14 protein-coding genes, 1 tRNA gene, 1 other RNA gene and 1 pseudogene are annotated in these 17,311 nt (G+C 52.3%); 11 read left to right on the plus strand and 6 right to left on the minus strand.

The window, feature by feature from the left end:
• From Q0628_RS03535 to Q0628_RS03550, 4 genes are all read left to right on the plus strand, one after another.
• Window positions 1-2,666: efflux RND transporter permease subunit (locus Q0628_RS03535; protein WP_298768209.1), on the plus strand; the 2,666-nt coding region annotated here is incomplete at its 5' end.
• 102 nt (window positions 2,667-2,768) lie between these two features.
• On the plus strand, window positions 2,769-4,022 hold the full coding sequence (locus Q0628_RS03540) for a GspE/PulE family protein (protein ID WP_298768211.1): 1,254 nt from the start codon (window positions 2,769-2,771) through the stop codon (window positions 4,020-4,022).
• Between the two features lie 50 nt (window positions 4,023-4,072).
• On the plus strand, window positions 4,073-5,065 hold the full coding sequence (locus tag Q0628_RS03545) for an MlaD family protein (protein ID WP_298768213.1): 993 nt from the start codon (window positions 4,073-4,075) through the stop codon (window positions 5,063-5,065).
• 5 nt (window positions 5,066-5,070) lie between these two features.
• Complete coding sequence (locus Q0628_RS03550) at window positions 5,071-7,119, plus strand: ATP-dependent DNA helicase RecG (protein ID WP_298768215.1); 2,049 nt, start codon at window positions 5,071-5,073, stop codon at window positions 7,117-7,119.
• Window positions 7,120-7,168: 49 nt separating this feature from the next.
• Here Q0628_RS03550 and Q0628_RS03555 read toward each other — a convergent pair whose 3' ends face one another.
• Complete coding sequence (locus Q0628_RS03555) at window positions 7,169-7,459, minus strand: hypothetical protein (protein ID WP_298768217.1); 291 nt, start codon at window positions 7,457-7,459, stop codon at window positions 7,169-7,171.
• Window positions 7,460-7,596: 137 nt separating this feature from the next.
• Here Q0628_RS03555 and Q0628_RS03560 point away from each other — a divergent pair, with 137 nt between their 5' ends.
• A complete protein-coding gene (locus Q0628_RS03560) occupies window positions 7,597-9,051 on the plus strand; it encodes a hypothetical protein (protein ID WP_298768219.1) in 1,455 nt (484 codons plus the stop codon).
• A 55-nt stretch (window positions 9,052-9,106) separates the two neighbouring features.
• On the opposite strand, the gene rnpB is transcribed toward Q0628_RS03560, so the two are convergent.
• Window positions 9,107-9,478, minus strand: an RNA gene (gene rnpB / locus Q0628_RS03565) — RNase P RNA component class A.
• Window positions 9,479-9,546: 68 nt separating this feature from the next.
• On the opposite strand from rnpB, the gene Q0628_RS03570 reads away from it, so the two are divergent.
• Window positions 9,547-11,373: a hypothetical protein gene (locus Q0628_RS03570; protein ID WP_298768221.1), complete on the plus strand. Its 1,827-nt coding sequence runs from the start codon at window positions 9,547-9,549 to the stop codon at window positions 11,371-11,373.
• Between the two features lie 181 nt (window positions 11,374-11,554).
• Window positions 11,555-12,100: a TlpA disulfide reductase family protein gene (locus Q0628_RS03575; protein ID WP_298768223.1), complete on the plus strand. Its 546-nt coding sequence runs from the start codon at window positions 11,555-11,557 to the stop codon at window positions 12,098-12,100.
• Window positions 12,101-12,323: 223 nt separating this feature from the next.
• Here Q0628_RS03575 and Q0628_RS03580 read toward each other — a convergent pair.
• Window positions 12,324-12,397: transfer RNA gene (locus tag Q0628_RS03580), tRNA-Arg, on the minus strand.
• Between the two features lie 251 nt (window positions 12,398-12,648).
• Here Q0628_RS03580 and Q0628_RS03585 point away from each other — a divergent pair.
• From Q0628_RS03585 to serC, 4 genes are all read left to right on the plus strand, one after another.
• The gene (locus Q0628_RS03585) at window positions 12,649-12,795 is read left to right on the plus strand and encodes a hypothetical protein (protein WP_298768225.1); all 147 of its coding nucleotides are present in this window, start codon (window positions 12,649-12,651) and stop codon (window positions 12,793-12,795) included.
• A 90-nt stretch (window positions 12,796-12,885) separates the two neighbouring features.
• Complete coding sequence (gene metF / locus Q0628_RS03590; protein ID WP_298768226.1) at window positions 12,886-13,776, plus strand: methylenetetrahydrofolate reductase [NAD(P)H]; 891 nt, start codon at window positions 12,886-12,888, stop codon at window positions 13,774-13,776.
• 162 nt (window positions 13,777-13,938) lie between these two features.
• Entirely contained in the window at window positions 13,939-14,463 is a 525-nt protein-coding gene (locus Q0628_RS03595; protein WP_298768228.1) for a hypothetical protein, read from the plus strand.
• 209 nt (window positions 14,464-14,672) lie between these two features.
• Window positions 14,673-15,779 carry a 3-phosphoserine/phosphohydroxythreonine transaminase gene (serC, locus tag Q0628_RS03600; RefSeq protein ID WP_298768230.1) on the plus strand — a complete coding sequence of 369 codons (1,107 nt, stop codon included), beginning with the start codon at window positions 14,673-14,675 and terminating at the stop codon, window positions 15,777-15,779.
• Between the two features lie 120 nt (window positions 15,780-15,899).
• On the opposite strand, the gene Q0628_RS03605 is transcribed toward serC, so the two are convergent.
• The 3 genes and pseudogenes from Q0628_RS03605 to Q0628_RS03615 all read right to left on the minus strand — a co-directional run.
• Window positions 15,900-16,229, minus strand: a complete 330-nt coding sequence (locus Q0628_RS03605) for a spore germination protein GerW family protein (RefSeq protein WP_298768232.1) — start codon at window positions 16,227-16,229, stop codon at window positions 15,900-15,902.
• A 23-nt stretch (window positions 16,230-16,252) separates the two neighbouring features.
• Window positions 16,253-17,089 carry a hypothetical protein gene (locus Q0628_RS03610; RefSeq protein WP_298768234.1) on the minus strand — a complete coding sequence of 279 codons (837 nt, stop codon included), beginning with the start codon at window positions 17,087-17,089 and terminating at the stop codon, window positions 16,253-16,255.
• A 21-nt stretch (window positions 17,090-17,110) separates the two neighbouring features.
• Window positions 17,111-17,311 (minus strand): annotated as a pseudogene (locus Q0628_RS03615) (hypothetical protein); the annotation flags it as partial.

The raw sequence follows: 17,311 nt of genomic DNA on the forward strand, positions 1-17,311 counted from the left end.
ACTACTATATGATGGCGATGTATGCAAGCTCATACGGAAACAGTTCATCATCAGATAAATCTTCCATTGAACTGGACAAGGACAAGATGATTGACCGTAACGTGGACATCACCACGATTATGGGTCTCTATGGTGCTACCAACGTGAACAACCCGGTGGGTGAAGTCATCGGCAAACACAAGAACACATCCGTCCGTACCGCCGGTAAGTTCAAGAGCCTGGACGAGATGCGGAACCTGGACATTCCCACCAACAAGGGAGTCATCAAGCTTTCCGAAATCGCAAAGGTCAAGGACACTATCGAAACCATTACCTCGGCCGCCCGCTTCAACGGCGTGAACTCGATTGCACTGGATATCAAGAAGCGCTCTGACGCCAACGTGGTGGATGTTTCCAAAGGCGTACTCAAGCGCATGGAAGAAATCAACAAGACTCTTCCGGAAGGTTTCGAGCTGCACCTGATTTACGACAAGAGTGAAGCCGTGAACGAATCCATTGACAACGTGATTCAGAACATCATGATTGCCATTGCCCTGACGGCCATTCTGTTGCTCCTCTTCTTGGGTAAGTTCTCCACGATGATCATCGCGGCCCTGACTATGCCCATTTCCGTGATCGGCGCCTTTACCCTGATGTACTTTGCTGGATTCGGCATCAACATGATGTCCCTCATGGCCCTTTCCTCTTCTGTGGGTCTATTGGTGACGAACTCCATCGTGGTGCTTGAAAACATCAACGAAAAACTGAAGCTCGGGCTGGACCCGAAAGAAGCTGCCTACAGGGGCACCTCCGAAATCATGGTCGCCATCATGGCATCCACGCTCACAAACGTCTGCGTGTTCGTGCCGATTGCCTTCATGAAGTCCATCGTGGGTATCTTTTTCCGCACCTTCGGTATGACCATGGTGTTTGCGACAGCGGTGTCCCTGATCATGACCTTTACCCTGACCCCGCTTATGGCGGCCTACCTGTTCAAGGGTAAAAAGAAGGACGAGAACGGCAACATCATCGAAGACAAGCCTTCTATTGGCGAACGCATTTTCGGAATCTTCCCCACGGTACTGAACGGCATCCGTTTCGTATACCTGAAGACCCTTTCCTTCTGCCTTTCTATTCCCGGAGTTCTTTTCCAGGTTGTGGCTCTCGTGGCCATGGTCATGTTTGTAGGCTACATGGCCATAAACAAGATGACTGTGGAACTTGCTCCTAAGCAGGACCAGGGTATGATGGCCATTAAATTGGAAATGCCGGTGGGTACCAACGTGGAAACCACGGACAGTGTAGCCCGCATTATCGAAAGCCGTATCAAGGACCTGCCGGAAATCAAGCACTACAGCATGAATGTTGGCGGTTCTAACGGTATGACGGCCGTGAACCAGGCGACCATGCGTGTCAAGCTCCTGAAGGACTGGGAAGGCCGTACCCGCAGTACCGACCAGATCGTGGACTCTCTGCGCCCCTACTTTGCAGACATTCCTGACGCCTACATTTCCATCAAGTCCACCTCCGCTTCTGAAATGAGCAACAACTCCAGTGGCGACGTGGTGCTGGAAGTGAGCGGCCTCAAGCAGGATTCCGTGATAAAGGCTGCAGAAATCGTCATGGACCGCGTCAAGGAAAAAATCGACGGTATCGTGGACGTGAAGACCAGCTACGAAGCCGGTAAGCCCGAAATCCGCCTGATTCCGAACCGTCAGGCCTTGGCCGACTACGGCGTGACCCTAAAGACCGTAGCCACTTACAACTACATCGCCGTGAGCGGTTACGAAGCGGGCCAGTACACCGAAGACGGTGAAGAATACGACGTGTATGTCCGCCTGCAGGAAAAGGACAGACAGAGCCATAGCGATATCGAGACACTCCCGATTCTCACGCCGAAGGGCTACGTGAATACAAGCGAACTCTTCTTCGTGGAAGACGGTGCCGGTCCGACCCGAATTGACCGTAAGCGCAAGCTGAGCCGTATCGACATTTCCATGAACCTGTTGCCGGGACACACTACCGGTGAAATCATGGGTAAGCTGGGCAAGCTCACCGCCGACATGAAGGACGAAGTTCCGGAAGGAGTCACTTTCGGCTTCGGTGGTAACGCCGACATGCAGAACGACATGGTGCAGGAATTCATTACCGCTATCATCATGGCCATTATCCTGACCTACATCTTGCTGGTGGCCCTCCTGGAAAGTTTCGCCCAGCCCTTCATCATCATGACGACGATCCCGATGGGTGCAATCGGTGTGTTCCTTGCCCTTATCTTTACCGGCAAAGCACTGTCCATGATTTCCCTGATGGCTATCGTGATGCTTATCGGTGTGGTGGTGAACAACGCTATTCTACTCCTGGACGAAGCCAACAGGCTCTTGCGTAGCGGTGCCATGGGAAGACGCTCTGCCATTATGACCGCTGCAAAGACCAAGTTCCAGCCCATTGTACTTGCAACGTTTGCCTCTGTGGTGGCCCAGCTTCCGCTGGCCTTCGCCCTGGGTGGTGACGTGGCCGCCATGACCCAGCCTATGGGTATCGCCTCGGTGGGTGGCTTGATTGTGTCCGCCCTCCTCACCATGTACCTGGTGCCGACCTTCTTCTGGCTCCCGAACGCCATTACAAGCAAGGTGAAAAAACACGCAGGCAAAATCAAAAACAAGCTACAGCGTAGCAAGAACTAATTTTAGACAATAGAGAGAGAGGAAGTCCCGGAGCATTGCTCCGGGACTTTTTGCAAACAATCTATTGCACACAGAACTCACGATGTTTTTTATTTTCGCGCCATGAGTTCCCCAATATCAACAAATTGGTGCAGAGCGCACCATGCGGCTCTACTGAACGATGCACCCCCCTACCGCGTAGCGGTTCTCAACGACAGTGACGAACTGCTGCTCGAAAAACTGAAAATAGAACTTGGCGACACGTTTTTTCTTGAAAAAAAGAATTCCGCCGAAATTTTTCATCTGCAAAAGCTGAACGCAACCAATGACGATGTCTCTCCCCTCACAGAAACAAGCGGAACGAGTTCCTGGGAATCAGAACCTATCGTGAACCTTGTCGATACTCTCTTGGACGACGCGATGGAAAGTAAGGCTAGCGACATCCATCTAGAACCTGAAAACGAAATTTTTCGGATACGGCTCCGTATCGATGGACTTCTGAATGAATACAAGACACTTCCGCTATGGGCCTGCGAACCCGTACTTGTACGCCTGAAAATTCTAGCCGAAATAGACATCACAGACAAGAGAATTCCGCATGACGGGAGTTTCGCCTACAACGGCTTCCGACATACCGCCAAAATTCGCGTCAGCACGCTCCCAGTACAAGGCGGCGAAAAATGCGTCCTGAGATTGCTACCCCTTTCCGATAACAGCCACGAACACAACTCGCTAGGACTGGACTGGCTACAACTAAGTCGCCCCGCACTTCATTTTCTGCGAAGGGTATTCAATAGTCCCCAAGGGATTTTTCTCGTAACAGGACCTACTGGCAGCGGAAAAACCACCACACTGCACGCGGGACTCCGAGAAATTCTGCATCGAAAAATAAATGTGACGACTATCGAAGACCCCGTAGAGTATCCTCTCGCAGGCGCATCCCAAGTACAAGTAAACGAGAAATGTGGCTTTACCTTTGCAGTCGCCCTTCGAGCCATACTGCGCCAAGATCCAGATGTCATCCTTGTCGGGGAAATTCGTGACCGGGATACGGCACAGATAGCCCTACGTGCCGCACAGACTGGGCACCTCGTCTTATCAACGCTACATACGAACTCGGCTAAGGCCGCCTGGACGCGATTGAGCGACCTTGGCATCGAAAGAAATGTTTTGCAGGAGTCGCTAGTCGGCATCATGGCACAGCGCCTCGTTCGGTGTCGACATCCCCATCTTCAACAATATGCGGGCAGAACCGCCATTACCGAAATTCTAAAACCCGACGGCAGCTATGTAGACGGAACTCTCGCAGAAAATGCGCAGCGCCTCGTCCAAGCGGGACGAACGGACGAAAAGGAAATCAAGCGCGTTTTAGGGTAAGCCAAATCGCCCTGCCGTCTACAGTCTACTATTTTACTATATTCCCCACCATGAAGATTTCGGATCGAGCCCTCGGCTACATATCGCTAATCGCCCTGCTATGCCTTTTCGCATTTATTGCCTTTAGCATGTGGGATGCCCATCACGAGGCGAAAACGATTATTCTGGTCGATTTTGACGAACTCGGAACCCTGCAGCCCGAAGACCAGGTGGTTGTCCGCGGTTATAACGTAGGAACCATCGGTCAGGTTAACTGGCTCGGCGACCGTGCGCGAATCCAGATTAAGCTAGATCAACCAATGGTCATTCGCGAAGGGACGCAATTCAATAATGTCAATTATGCGCTCATGGGCCAGCGTAGGCTAGAAATAGTTCCTTCCAAGACGGGTAAGGTTCTTCCCAACGACTACATCCATCAGGGGCATTTCGAGCCGGGCATTGCCGAAATGCTGCGGTATATAGAAAATGTCAATGAACAGATTATCGCCATCCGCGAAGTGATTCATCTCGTCGCCGAAGGCGATTCGACCCACGCTTCCGCCAAGGAACTACTTGAGAACATCATGCAGACCATCGAGGGAACCCTCGCTAGCGCCGAAAGGAACATAGGAACATTACAACCTGCCCTGAACAAGCTTTTTGCACAGGCGAACGCCACAACTCAGGGACTGGTCTCCGTCACCCAAGAAACAGATTCCACCGTTAAAGCTGTTTCCGACCTCATAAACCAAAAGATACAGATGGCCGATAGCGCTTTGAAAGTTCTTTCCGATGGTGGAAGAAGGATGAACGAAGTCATCGACAGCATCGAATCTAATCCCCTTTACTCCAAGATGCTGCAGACAACGGAAACTATTGAAAAAATTAACGAGCTCGTCACCAAGATTAACGAACTTGTCCTAGCTATAGATACCAAGGGGCTCAAAGTTCTTGACGACAATGGCAATCCCGTATCCCTATTCACCTGGAAAAACATCAATCTGATCGGAGACAACGCTCGCGATAAGGCCAAGGCTAAGGCCGAAAAGAGCGTCCAAGAATAGCGACGATGGATTTAAGCAATCTTCCCAAGATGGGCCCCAAGAGCCTGGAAGCCCTCAAGTCGGCAGGAATTGTTTCGTTATCCGATTTCCTATACAATATTCCGCGCACCTACCTGGACCAGACCAGGGTGACCCCCATCGGCAACTTGCATGTAGGAGAACGCGCCGTCATTATCGGCACTATCCAGCGAGCGGGCGTTTTGCGCGGCCGCTCAAGCAGATTCGTTGCCTCCATGACTGACGGCACAGGCGAAATCACCCTGACCTTTTTCAAGGGAACCTCGTACCAAAGTAGACGTTTACAACCGGGCACTCGATGGCTAGCCACGGGCGTTGTCGGCGAATACCGTGGACTCCAGATGACGCACCCCGACATGCAGCCCATGGATGGAGACGAAAAATTCAACGGGCAGATTCTACCGGTTTACCCAATGACTGAAGCAATGGTCAAGGGGCGCATCACACAGAAATCGCTACGCAACTGGTATAACGTGGTATTCCACTTTCCAGCACTCACTCTTCCTGGAATTTGCCCAAAGGAACTGACGAACTATCTGCATTACGCCCCCGTACTCGAAAACCTGAGGGTGTTGCATCAGCCCAAAGACTTTGACTCAATACGCAAGGCGAAATTTCAGCTCAAAATACTAGAACTGCTCCCCTTCTGCCTGCGCATGATCCGCCGTCGCGAAAACCAAAAGATGCGCGGCCATGAAAGGCAAATAGACCTAGGCAATGTCATGGCCGCGAAGTCGCGGCTTCCCTTCTCCCTGACAGGCGGTCAGGAGTCGGCCCTGAACCGCATCATCGACGGGCTCAACGGAAAAAGGCAGTTTCACGCCTTGCTGCAGGGCGATGTCGGTTGCGGAAAAACCGTGGTCGCCATGCTAGCCATGCTAGCCGTATGCGGCGCAGGCGAGCAATGCGCATTGATGGTGCCAACCGATATTCTAGCACGCCAGCACTTCAAGCAAATGAAGTCCTTCTTCGAGGCCGCCGGAATGCGCATCCAACTTCTAGTTGGGGCGACCCCCGCAGCAGAAAGACGACAAATTCTAGGCGAACTGCAGATGGGCCTCACACAGGCCGTCATCGGCACTCATGCACTCTATTCCAAGGACGTATGTTTCGCAAAACTTGGCCTCGTCATTATCGACGAGCAACACCGATTCGGCGTGAATCAGCGCGAAGCGCTCCTTTCCAAGGGCGAATATCCCGACATGCTCGTAATGAGCGCAACACCCATTCCGCGAAGCCTCGCCATGACCCTGTACGGTGACCTGCAGGTCATATCCATCAAGGAAAAACCCGCAGGAAGAAAGCCCGTCAAAACGCGCCTTGTAAGCCCCGACAAACGAAACGACATGAAGAAATTCATTTGCAGCGAGGCGAAGGGCGGAAATCTTTGTTACTGGATCGTAAGCCGCGTTGGTAGCGACGACGAGGGCAATTCCCGCAGCGTCGACGACGTAGTCAACGAATTGCGCGCCTTTGATTCTAGCGTTGTCGTGGAAGGCATTCACGGCCAGATGGATGAAGAAGAACGCGATGGAATTTTAAAGAGATTCGCCGCCGGAGAAGTCCATATTCTCGTGGCGACAACTGTCATCGAAGTCGGCGTGAACGTTCCCGAAGCAAACATCATGGCGATCGACCAGCCCGAACGATTCGGGCTGGCGCAGCTGCACCAGCTGCGCGGGCGTGTCGGTCGCGGCAATGTTCAGGCCTGGTGTTTCCTAATGCTGCCCGAAAACGCGGACAGCGACAACACGCTCGATCGCCTGACACAATTTAGCCACACCGATGATGGTTTTGAAATAGCCGAGCTCGATCTGCAGACGCGCGGCGCAGGCAACCTCGAAGGCAACGAACAGAGCGGCAGCTGGGTTTTCCGCTGGTTCGACTGGATTCACGACCAGGAACTCATCGCAGAAACATTACAGATGGCCGAAAACATCCTCAAGGACAAGGAAGCTTTTGATGAGGACGCTCGCGAGAAAATTCAACTCTGGTACAGTGAAAAAAAATCCGCCAACGAAGATGGCGTGCATTGATTAGACGAGAGAATGGCACTTCGTGCCCAGAGAATAAAGATATTTCGTATTATTCCAGCATCGGGGCTACAGTCAAGACAACCAGGCCGATCAGGACCGCATTCAAGAAGAAAAAGCTGCGTCGCACAATCTTGTAAAAGAGCGGTTGCCAGTGAAAAATGCCGTCTGTCGGTTGCAGGAGTTCCTTGAATCCGAGAAACACGCTGATGGCGCCCGTCACGATCATCATCATGGCCCCCACGAAATACCCCTGATTCCATACGGCAACTGTCAGAATGGTCCCCATGAGCATGGCTATGGCACCTATCGCAATTCCTATGCGCAAAATCAACTTGCTCAATTTGTCAAATTTCAAGAAATAACCCTCGATTAGGTTTCTAAATATAGTTTTTTAGAAATGCAACAAAAAGAACATTAAAAAATATAGTGACTGTTTTTTTCACGTTTCTAACTTTGACAGCCAGCCAGGATAGGAACATGAATATTAAAATTCCAATACTTTTCTGTATTTTCGCCCATTTTGCCATCGCAGGCGGGTTAAATACTAACACCAACCAGTCTATCGCCTACCAGAGAAACGTCGCCCGATACGCGACCACCGAAGCGGACGCGCCGATTTACAACCCGGCCGGAACAGCCTTCATGAACGACGGTTGGCACATTTCGCTAAATTCGCAGGCATTCTGGCAGTCCCGTACCATTGACACGGAATCGCCCCTTTTCGGCGGAGAAAAGGAATTCAAGGGCTTGGCCCAAATTCCAGTCATGCCGAGTCTACTCGCATCCTGGCACCGCGGCAACCTCGCTATTTCCGGCTATTTCGGCATTACCGGTGGCGGCGGAAAGCTCGACTACAAGAAGGGAATACCCTCGTTCGAGGCCGCCATTGCCCAAATTCCAGGAGCACTCACCTTGAATGGTCTCGAGGCAACAGCCTACGATGTCGATTTTTCGCTCAAGGGCACCTCCTATATTTTTGGATTCGGTCTCGGTGCCGCCTATAAGATCCACGACATGTTCGCGGCCTACCTGGGAGCCCGTTTCAGCTACGCATACAACCACTACGAAGCAAGCCTCACGAACATTCAGGTGAATCCGAAGAACAAGCAACTCGGACTCGACGGCAGCATGGTCGAAGCAGCCGCGACCTTCAACGAATTATCTGAAACATTTGCCGAATACGCCGATCAAGCCGCAGGAGCCGCCAAGCTCTACGCTAGCAAGGGCGACAAGGCTAGCGCAGCTGAATACGAGGCAAAGGCGACCGAATACGCAACGAAATCGCAGACCTTCGCAGGAATCGCCCAGTCCGTCGGCGACAAGGAACTTGACGTGACTCAGACTGGCTGGGGCATCACCCCAGTAGCAGGCCTAGCCTTCAACTACAAGCGTCTTTCGATAGGCGTCAAATTCGAATACAATACCGCCATCGAAATGGAAAACGACACCAAGAAAAACGACGTGAACATCGAAAGCTTCGAAGATGGAGTCAAGGGTGACAACGACATCCCCGCCTCGATTTACGCAGGCATCGCCTATTCCATTCTCGACAACGCCCGCATCTGCCTCGGTTACGGTCACTGGTTCGACTCCAGCGCCGACCTTCCGGGCGACCAGGAAAAGTACGCCGATGGCACCGACGAATTCCTTTACGGAGTCGAAATCGACTTCCTGACTCGCTGGACTATCAGCGGTGGCGTTCAGGTGACACGCTACCACCTGTCCGATGAATACCTGAGCGACATGAGCATCATTCTCGACAACACGACTTTCGGCTTCGGTTTCGCCTTCCGTGCAACCGACTGGCTCAAGTTTAATGTCGGCTACTTCCATTCGCTCTACAACAATTCCGAAGAGACCGAAACATACGGCATCAACACCTACAAGCGTTCCAGCCGCGGTGTCGGCATCGGCGCCGACTTCGATTTCTAGCCAGTCAATTCACCGAATTACAGGAGAAGGCCTCTGCTTAACGCAGAGGCCTTCATATAAAGGGGCAGTTGTAAGCCGGGTTCTGTACCTCCTTGCGGAGGCGATGACCATCTCTCTGGGTCAGCCGTTACCGACCGCCTCAAGCAACCTACCCGAATTCCAGCTGGTGCGGGCCGCCCCAGGTTCACTTGCGTGAACGGAATTCTGCTTGGTCTTGCACCGGATGAGGTTTACCGTGCCACTCCTGTCACCAGAAGTGCGGTGAGCTCTTACCTCGCCATTTCACCCTTACCTGCCTTGCGGCCGGCGGTTTACTTTCTGTTGCACTTTCTGTCGTGTTTCCACGCCTGGACGTTATCCAGCATCCTGCCCTGCGGTGCCCGGACTTTCCTCCAGCATTGCTGCCGGCGGCCATCCGCCACCCCTCCACAAATATAAAAAAGTTTTCACAGCAAAGCTAGATTTTGAATACTCCTCTTTTCTATATTATGCGCCATGCGCATTATCTTGTTCATCGCCATTCTCGCTATCCTAGCCCAGGCACAGGATACCCCAGGCGCATTCAAGATCGATTCTATTCGCTACAATATCGGTGACGCTTTTGACGACTCCAAGTACCACACCAAGTACGACAAGTGGGCCTACGACTTTTTGAACCTGATTCACATCGAGACCCGGGAATCCACGGTCCGGAAACTGCTGCTCTTTAACGAGGGCGAGTCGGTGACGCCGTTACAGGTGCAGGAGGCGGAGCGGTTCCTCCGCAGCCAGAACTTCCTTTCGGACGCAAGCATCGACATTACAAGCGAGGGTGGCAAGAACGTCGCCACCGTGAACACCAGCGACAACTGGACCTTGTCGGTGCCCGTGAGTTTCGGTTTTTCGGGGAGCGAGTGGAACTACGACAACCTGAACTGGGGTATCGGCGTGCAGGAGAGCAACTTCCTCGGCCTCGGGCAGAAGCTGGGGTTCTACTTCGGCCACGACGAGTTCCGGGACATGTGGCAGGTGGAATACGGCGACCCCCATTTCCTGTTCCGCTACAACCACCTGGATTTTCTGTACAGCTACAACACCGACGGCTACCTGGCCAGCTGGCAGATGTACTTGCCTTTCTTGAGCCGGAGCATTAACCAGTGGGCCTACACCCTGGCGGGTCTCAAAAACAAGCGTTACGCCTACTACTACGGGAGCGGGGACCTGCCCCAGGGAGCTTTCCGCTATTTTTCGGCTGTGGATTATGAAGCACAGGCCACGAAAGTGGACGCTACCCAGCCTGCATCTTCTTCTGCTGATGCAGAGGCCGCTTCTACCGACGCAGATCTTACGGTGGCTCAACAAGATGTCCAGCCGGCGGAACTGCCCGAATACAATGGCGACAAGACGGTGAAACTCATGAAGGTGGAGGACTTTATCGAGGATTCACTGAGCTTCAGGTTCAGCCGCTCCTTTGGGGGGAGCCTCCGCAAGTTCTACCTGGGGGCCACCTACGACTACCATCGGGAAACGGCCAGCAAAGGACGGTTGTACCGCTACAAGTTCACCTACGACGACCAGGTCTACGCCATTGACTCCGCCGCGGCTTGGGACCTGTGGCTACCGGAGCGGAAGGATTCCCGTCTGGGCGCCTACGTGATGTATTCCAATATCCGCTACGAAAAAATCAAGAACTTCCACAACGTCAAGTGGACCGAGGACATCGAGAAGGGTTACCTCCTCAAGGCCCAGGTTTCCAAGAACTACGAGCAGCTGGGCTCCGACAACAACGATATCCGGCTGGATTTCTGGACCGAGATGATGCTGGGCGGCGGCATGAGCCACCTGACCCTGAAAAGCGAGATGAACTTCTACCTGGACCACGGCGAGCCCCACGACTACTACGGGAAGGTCTCGGGCGAGTACATCTTCCACCCCAACAATTCCTTTTCTACAGCACTATCCGGTCTTATGGACTTCTACGAAAAAGCCCGCCTGGGTAGACAGTTGACCCTGGGCGGCATCAACGGCTTTGCCGGGTTCCCCACCGGATTCTATGCAGGGCAGGCACGGGTGTTCGGAAACCTGGAACAGCGCTACTTCCCGGATTTTGAGCTGGCCACCATGCGGCCCGTGCTCGTGGTCTTCGGGAGCGTCGGCGAGACAGCCTGGGACCTGAAGGACATCAACCGCAAGGACCTGATCTACCTGGCCGGTTTCGGAGTCCGTTTCGCCCAGACCAAATCCATCAGCCGCCTCATCAACAAGTTCGACGTGAGCATTCCGCTGAACGGAGTTCGCAAGGGCGAACCCCACTACTCCATCATCACGACCTACAACCTGTAGCATAAAGCCGCAGGAAATGTCCGCGAGCCATCTTTTTTGTTGCAAAAATGTGATTTTCCTTAAATTTTTCGTTTTTTTGGGGATTTTCTGTCTTATCGGGCTATTTTTTCGTATTTTAATGTCGTCGGGTACAGATAGTCGTTTTCCCCGCCGTTAAGACTTTGATTCTATAGGTAACACGATGCGATTTGTTTCGAAATTCATGAGCGTCATTGCCCTTGCGACAGTAGCCCCCTTTGCGCAACTTGCACAACAGCCCCAGATGGCAAATATTCAGCTCATGCAGGATTCCACCACAAACCAGCCCATGAAGATGGACTTTTCCAAGCCTCTAGTCGGCATCAGCGATCCGGGAATCCTATTTAGCCATTTCGCAAACAAGCCCCTGCTCATCTATTACTTCAGCCCCAAGTGCCCGCACTGCCAGCGTCATTTTCCCGAAATGCAGAACCTGATGAAGGAATACGAACCGAAAGGCCTTACCGGCATCGCGATTGGACTCGGCGGCGGCATCAAGAAGAACGACATTCGCAAGTTCATTGACGAATTCCATGCGGTCATCCCCGTATTTCAGGATACCGACTACAAGTTCGCGCCCGCCTACGGTACGGGCTACATCCCTGTCGTTTACCTTGTTCAGAAGGACGGGACATTCTACCGTTACGAGACACTGGACGAAGCCAACATGAACCACATGAAAGCGACACTCCAAAAGATGTTCAAGTAATTGCCGCAAGACATGTCAGGAATATGAAAAGAGGCCCCCGGAAGGGACCTCTTTTCGTACTCACGGCGGGAGTCTACACCGCTACGCGGCGTAGCTCCGGCTTCGGCTCGGATATGTCGGCAAGCGAGCTTGCCGGCGCATCACTCGCCTTACGCCGTAGTCGAACCGGGTTCGCCTCCCCTAAAAATTAAATAGTCTGGACACCAACGGTGTCCAGACTTTATACTCACGGCGGGAGTCGAACCCACGACCCCCTGCTTAGAAGGCAGCTGCTCTATCCAACTGAGCTACGCGAGCCCGTCCCATTGCAGGGTTGCCACCAATAATAGCAAATTTTTGCGCCGCTCAGTACACCTATCCCTACTTTTCAAGAAAAAAACGCAACTTATCTAAAAGAGGAAGACTATAATCACTCAAAGATGACCTCCTCTAGGGGTTATTGCTATATTGAAAACAGTCCTGCAAATCATGAGGTTTGGATATGAAAAGACCGAGGGTTCAAAATCGGTGATTCGACATCAAGACCGATATCTATTCCGTAACAGAAGATGGCTTCCAATAAAAAATCGCCCATCGTAGGCAAACTTACCTACAGAAAACAAATTGGACAGTCCATTATTTGCGATAAAGTTCTAGATGAAACGGACTCCATTAAGGAACTGAAGCGGTCTCGCTACAAGTTTAAGAACTGGTAGTTGCCACGAAGCAAGACTTTTCATATATTTATGCACGTATCAACATATTTGCATAGACCTTAAACGCCGGTCTGCTCCATGGAGAATTTTATGAAGATTGTCGACATTCTAAAACAAGACAAAATGAGCCTATCCTTCGAAGTGTTTCCGCCGAAGAAGGAAACAAGCCTCGATAGCGTGAAAACCGCAACAGAAGCGATTGCAGCTCTTGGCCCCTCTTTCATGAGCGTCACCTACGGCGCCGGTGGCGGCGTAAGCCACTATACCCTCGACATTGCAAAGAACATCAAGGAAAAGTTCAACATTCCGATGCTCGCGCACCTCACATGCGTCTCGAGCAGCAAGGAGACCGTGCACCAGCGCATCGAGGACATGAAGTCTGCAGGCATCAAGAACGTGATGGCCCTGCGTGGCGACCTTACCCCCGAGCTCCTCGAGAACGGCCGCGAGAACTGCGACTACCACTACGCCGTGGAGCTCATCCGCGAACTCAAGAAAAGCGATGCAGATTTCTGCATTGGCGCTGCCTGCTACCCCGAGAAGCATCCCGAAAGCAGGACACAAGCCGAAGACATCAAGCACCTCAAGGAAAAGGTCGACGCGGGCGCCGACTTCCTCACCACGCAGATGGTCTTCGATAACAACCTGTTCCTGAATTTCATGTACAAGCTACGCGAGGCGGGCGTCACCTGTCCCGTACTCCCCGGAATCATGCCCATCACGAACGCAAACCAGGTGGAACGCGCCATCAAGCTCTCCGGCTCGTTCATGCCACAGCGATTCAAGTCGCTCGTCGACAAGTTCGGGAGCGATCCCGAGGCCATGAAGCAAGCCGGCATCATCTACGCAAGCGACCAAATCATCGACCTATATGCGAACGGCATCACGAACGTGCATGTGTACTCGATGAACAAGCCCGACGTAGCCGAGGGAATCCTGAAAAACGTATCCGCGATTCTCGGAAAGAACTTCCTCGCTTAGGCAAAAAAGCCCTCTTTGCTTCAATCGAGATCGCTAAACACCCAAAAGCAGGCTTTTTAAAAAAATTTGACAAAAACAAGACACTTTTCCCCAATTTCTTTATGTATATTGGGTATATGGTGCCGTATGCGCCCACAAGTTTAAAAACAAAAAAGGATTAATATGCTCTCTTACGCAGACGCCTACAAGATCGCCGCCGACGTCCACAAGAACCAGACCGACAAGGCTGGCGGCCCCTATATCGATTTTCTGCAGAACGTTGCGGACTACCTCAAGAACAAGGGTGAATCCGAAGACGTGCAGGTACTCGCCATCTTGCAGGACCTGATAACCGACTCCACCAAGAAGACTCCCGAAGAAGTCATCGCGATGGGCGTCCCAGCCGACATGGTCGACATGATTCAGAAAATGACTTACCACAAGAATCAGGGATGGATCGATGAATACAGCTGCAAGCTGATGGCCGAAGGTGTCCCCGCCGAAGAAGCGAACTACGAAGCCCGTGAAAAGGAATTCGTGAAATTCATGGAAACTCTCAAGAGCAATCCGCTGATGGCAAAGGCCAAGAGCGCCATTCTGAATGTGCTCATGGACGACAAGTACATCAAGCGTCAGGAACGCCGCGAACTCAAGACCAAGTTCCGCCTCAAGAAGTATCAAGCGGCAATCGAAGCCCTCGGCGTGTAGTTCAATTCAGAATTCAGAGACAATTTTATGGCAGACGAAAGTCTGCCATTTTCTTTTTGCGTTCCATCGCATTCCCATTGCAGTTCATCATAAGAGTTTTATCTCACATCAAAAAACAGTAGCCGAAAAAGCCGTATTTTGCTATTTTTACGCGCGTAATTTAAGAGTTCCCGTAAACCATGCGGGGCAAAACAAAAAGGAACACAACCATGGCAAATAAAGTCTATAACTTTAGCGCAGGACCGTCTGTCCTGCCCGAACAGGCACTCAAGGAAGCATCTGCTGCATGCATCGACTACGCAAATAGCGGCATCAGTATCCTCTCCATGAGTCACCGTTCAAAGCCGATCGAAAACATGTTCGCCGAAACCGAACAGTTCCTTCGCGACTTGATGGGCATCCCTGAAGACTACGACATCGTTTTCCTCGGTGGTGGTTGCTCCCTTCTGTTCTGCATGCTCCCGATGAACTTCCTCGACCAGGACGCTACGGCAGACTACGCTCTGACAGGCGTTTGGGCAAACAAGGCTTACAAGGAAGCCAAGCAGTTCGGTAACGCTCTCGCCGCTTGCGACACCAAGTCCGAAACTTACAGCCGCATCGACAAGAACCTCAAGCTCAGCGACAACGCCACGTACCTCCACGTGACTGCCAACAACACCATCTACGGTACGGAATGGCACAACTTCCCGAAGCCGAAGTCCGGCTTCCTCATGGCTGACGTGAGCTCCGACTTCCTCGCCCGTAAGATCAACGTGTCCGACTTCGGCGTTGTGTACGGCGGCGCCCAGAAGAACATCAGCTGCGCTGGTGTGACAGTCACTATCATCAAGAAGGGTCTTCTCGGCAAGGTGAACCGCACCATCCCGACCATGCTCAACTTCCAGACCCACATCGATGCTGCCAACATGTTCAACACTCCTCCGGTATTCGCCGTGTACGTGATGAACCGCACCCTCAAGTGGCTCAAGGAATTCGGTGGCGTTGACGCTATCGAAAAGGTGAACCGCTCCAAGGCTGCTCTCCTTTACAGCGCCCTCGACAACTCCAAGGTGTTCGTCGGTACCGCAGCCAAGGAAGACCGCTCCATCATGAACGTTCCGTTCGTGTTCAACAAGGACGTGGTTGCCGCTGACAAGGCAGACGATCTCGCCAAGGAATTCCTTGAATTCGCTAAGGCCCGCGGCCTCCAGCAGCTCAAGGGTCACCGCTCCGTGGGCGGCTTCCGTGCCTCCATCTACAACGCGATGCCGGTCGAAGGCGTGCAGGCCCTCGTCGACTGCCTCGGCGACTTTGAGAAAAAGGTGCTCGGCTAATTAGCCCAAGCCTTATCAAAACCATTCAAAAAGCCTCGGTTTTCACCGAGGCTTTTTTGCAAACAGTTTTTTCCGCCCGTTCGCATGCTCAGAGCAGGCTCCAGCGGGAATTTTCAAATATTAGTCTTCACTCTTCTTGAACTTGTTCACAACGTCTGGCACGATGTCCATGACCTTCGATACAAGCGAACTGTCCTTGCTAATGGGCATCACGCGCACGTCGTCGCCCTTGATGACGAGGAATGCGACCGGTTCCACCGAGGCTCCACCGCCAGAGGCAGACGTGTCACCCTTACTCTGGTGACCGCCAAAGCCGAAGCCAACCGACACGCGACTCACGGGGACGACCGTGGATTCTCCGGCCTGAATGGGGTTACCGATAACAGTCTCCGCCTGCGTGATGAAACGGAGCTTTTCCAAAAGAGTTTCTGCAAGTTTTTCAATAGCCATGATTTTAATATAACAAATAAAAGTTAAAAACGAGCCTCGTAAATGCGGTCGCTGGCAGTAAAGAACCGATGTTCTAGGTCGAACCAGGCCATATAACCCCAAGCAACGACCACACGACCACCGGCCAATCGACTTGCAATACCATAGGCACCTTCCCCTGCGTCAAAATAGACACAGTCGTTCGCCGGGAATATTTCCTGCGGTTCAATCTTCCTGAGTTTGGCCGCCCACGCGTCAAATGCCTCGGCATCCACCTGTTCCCAGCTGCGTGCAATATTCCAGCGGAGATTTCCGTCTCGGTAACTCTGCACCAGCACGGGGAAGGTCGACTGGATTCCTAGGAAATACCGAGTCTGGATGGATGCTCGGCCCTGTTCACGATATTCGAAGGGAAGGCTCAGGAATTCCTGAGGGAAGCCTCCATGATAGCCGGGAAACTTGCGCACGAAGTTTTCGAGATCGCCCCTTTCGTAACGGCGGTAGCTGTCATGCCTGAAAATGAATATGCGATTATCGGCGCGAAAGCTCTGTTCCAGAAAATTTCCTCTGAGAATCGAGGTACTGCCCTGAAAATGGCCGCTATTCATGTAGTAATCCAGGGCATAGACATCGCTTCGAAATTCAAGCACGCTCACGTCAAGCGTATCGCCGAGCATCACCGCGTAGCGGTATTGCAATTCACGCGTTAATGCTGGAGCATCTTCTCTATGCACGGACTTGTCCGAGAACAATGCCGGCTGGATCGACTTATACGAAATCGTGGCATAATCCACCGGGATATCATCTTTTTCGCAGCCGACAAGCAGGGCTACGGCAAAAGCCGCAACAGTCCGCCAAGCTAATCGAGAAAAGGAATGCATGCGAGAAATTTAGTAAATAGGTCACTCGACATAGCTGCAGTATTCCCGCAGCGGACACTCTCGGCAACGATTCGTCGCCAGGCGGCAGATAAAGCCATTGCCGCCCTCCTCCAAATAAAACTGCAAGCTATGGGCGGCAAGGTAGGCTGCAGATACATCCTCACTTTTAGCCACAGATCCCGAAACAGATTCTACCAGCTCTCGGGCGACGGCCACATAAAG

The sequence above is a fragment of the uncultured Fibrobacter sp. genome (assembly GCF_937877005.1).
Lineage (GTDB): Bacteria > Fibrobacterota > Fibrobacteria > Fibrobacterales > Fibrobacteraceae > Fibrobacter.

Bases quoted from the DNA above. Each gene is read 5' to 3' on its own strand.
- Q0628_RS03540 (WP_298768211.1), top strand. From the start codon at position 2,769: ATGAGTTCCCCAATATCAACAAATTGGTGCAGAGCGCACCATGCGGCT.
- Q0628_RS03545 (WP_298768213.1), top strand. From the start codon at position 4,073: ATGAAGATTTCGGATCGAGCCCTCGGCTACATATCGCTAATCGCCCTG.
- Q0628_RS03550 (WP_298768215.1), top strand. From the start codon at position 5,071: ATGGATTTAAGCAATCTTCCCAAGATGGGCCCCAAGAGCCTGGAAGCC.
- Q0628_RS03560 (WP_298768219.1), top strand. From the start codon at position 7,597: ATGAATATTAAAATTCCAATACTTTTCTGTATTTTCGCCCATTTTGCC.
- Q0628_RS03570 (WP_298768221.1), top strand. From the start codon at position 9,547: ATGCGCATTATCTTGTTCATCGCCATTCTCGCTATCCTAGCCCAGGCA.
- Q0628_RS03575 (WP_298768223.1), top strand. From the start codon at position 11,555: ATGCGATTTGTTTCGAAATTCATGAGCGTCATTGCCCTTGCGACAGTA.
- Q0628_RS03585 (WP_298768225.1), top strand. From the start codon at position 12,649: ATGGCTTCCAATAAAAAATCGCCCATCGTAGGCAAACTTACCTACAGA.
- metF (WP_298768226.1), top strand. From the start codon at position 12,886: ATGAAGATTGTCGACATTCTAAAACAAGACAAAATGAGCCTATCCTTC.
- Q0628_RS03595 (WP_298768228.1), top strand. From the start codon at position 13,939: ATGCTCTCTTACGCAGACGCCTACAAGATCGCCGCCGACGTCCACAAG.
- serC (WP_298768230.1), top strand. From the start codon at position 14,673: ATGGCAAATAAAGTCTATAACTTTAGCGCAGGACCGTCTGTCCTGCCC.
- Q0628_RS03605 (WP_298768232.1), bottom strand. From the start codon at position 16,229: ATGGCTATTGAAAAACTTGCAGAAACTCTTTTGGAAAAGCTCCGTTTC.
- Q0628_RS03610 (WP_298768234.1), bottom strand. From the start codon at position 17,089: ATGCATTCCTTTTCTCGATTAGCTTGGCGGACTGTTGCGGCTTTTGCC.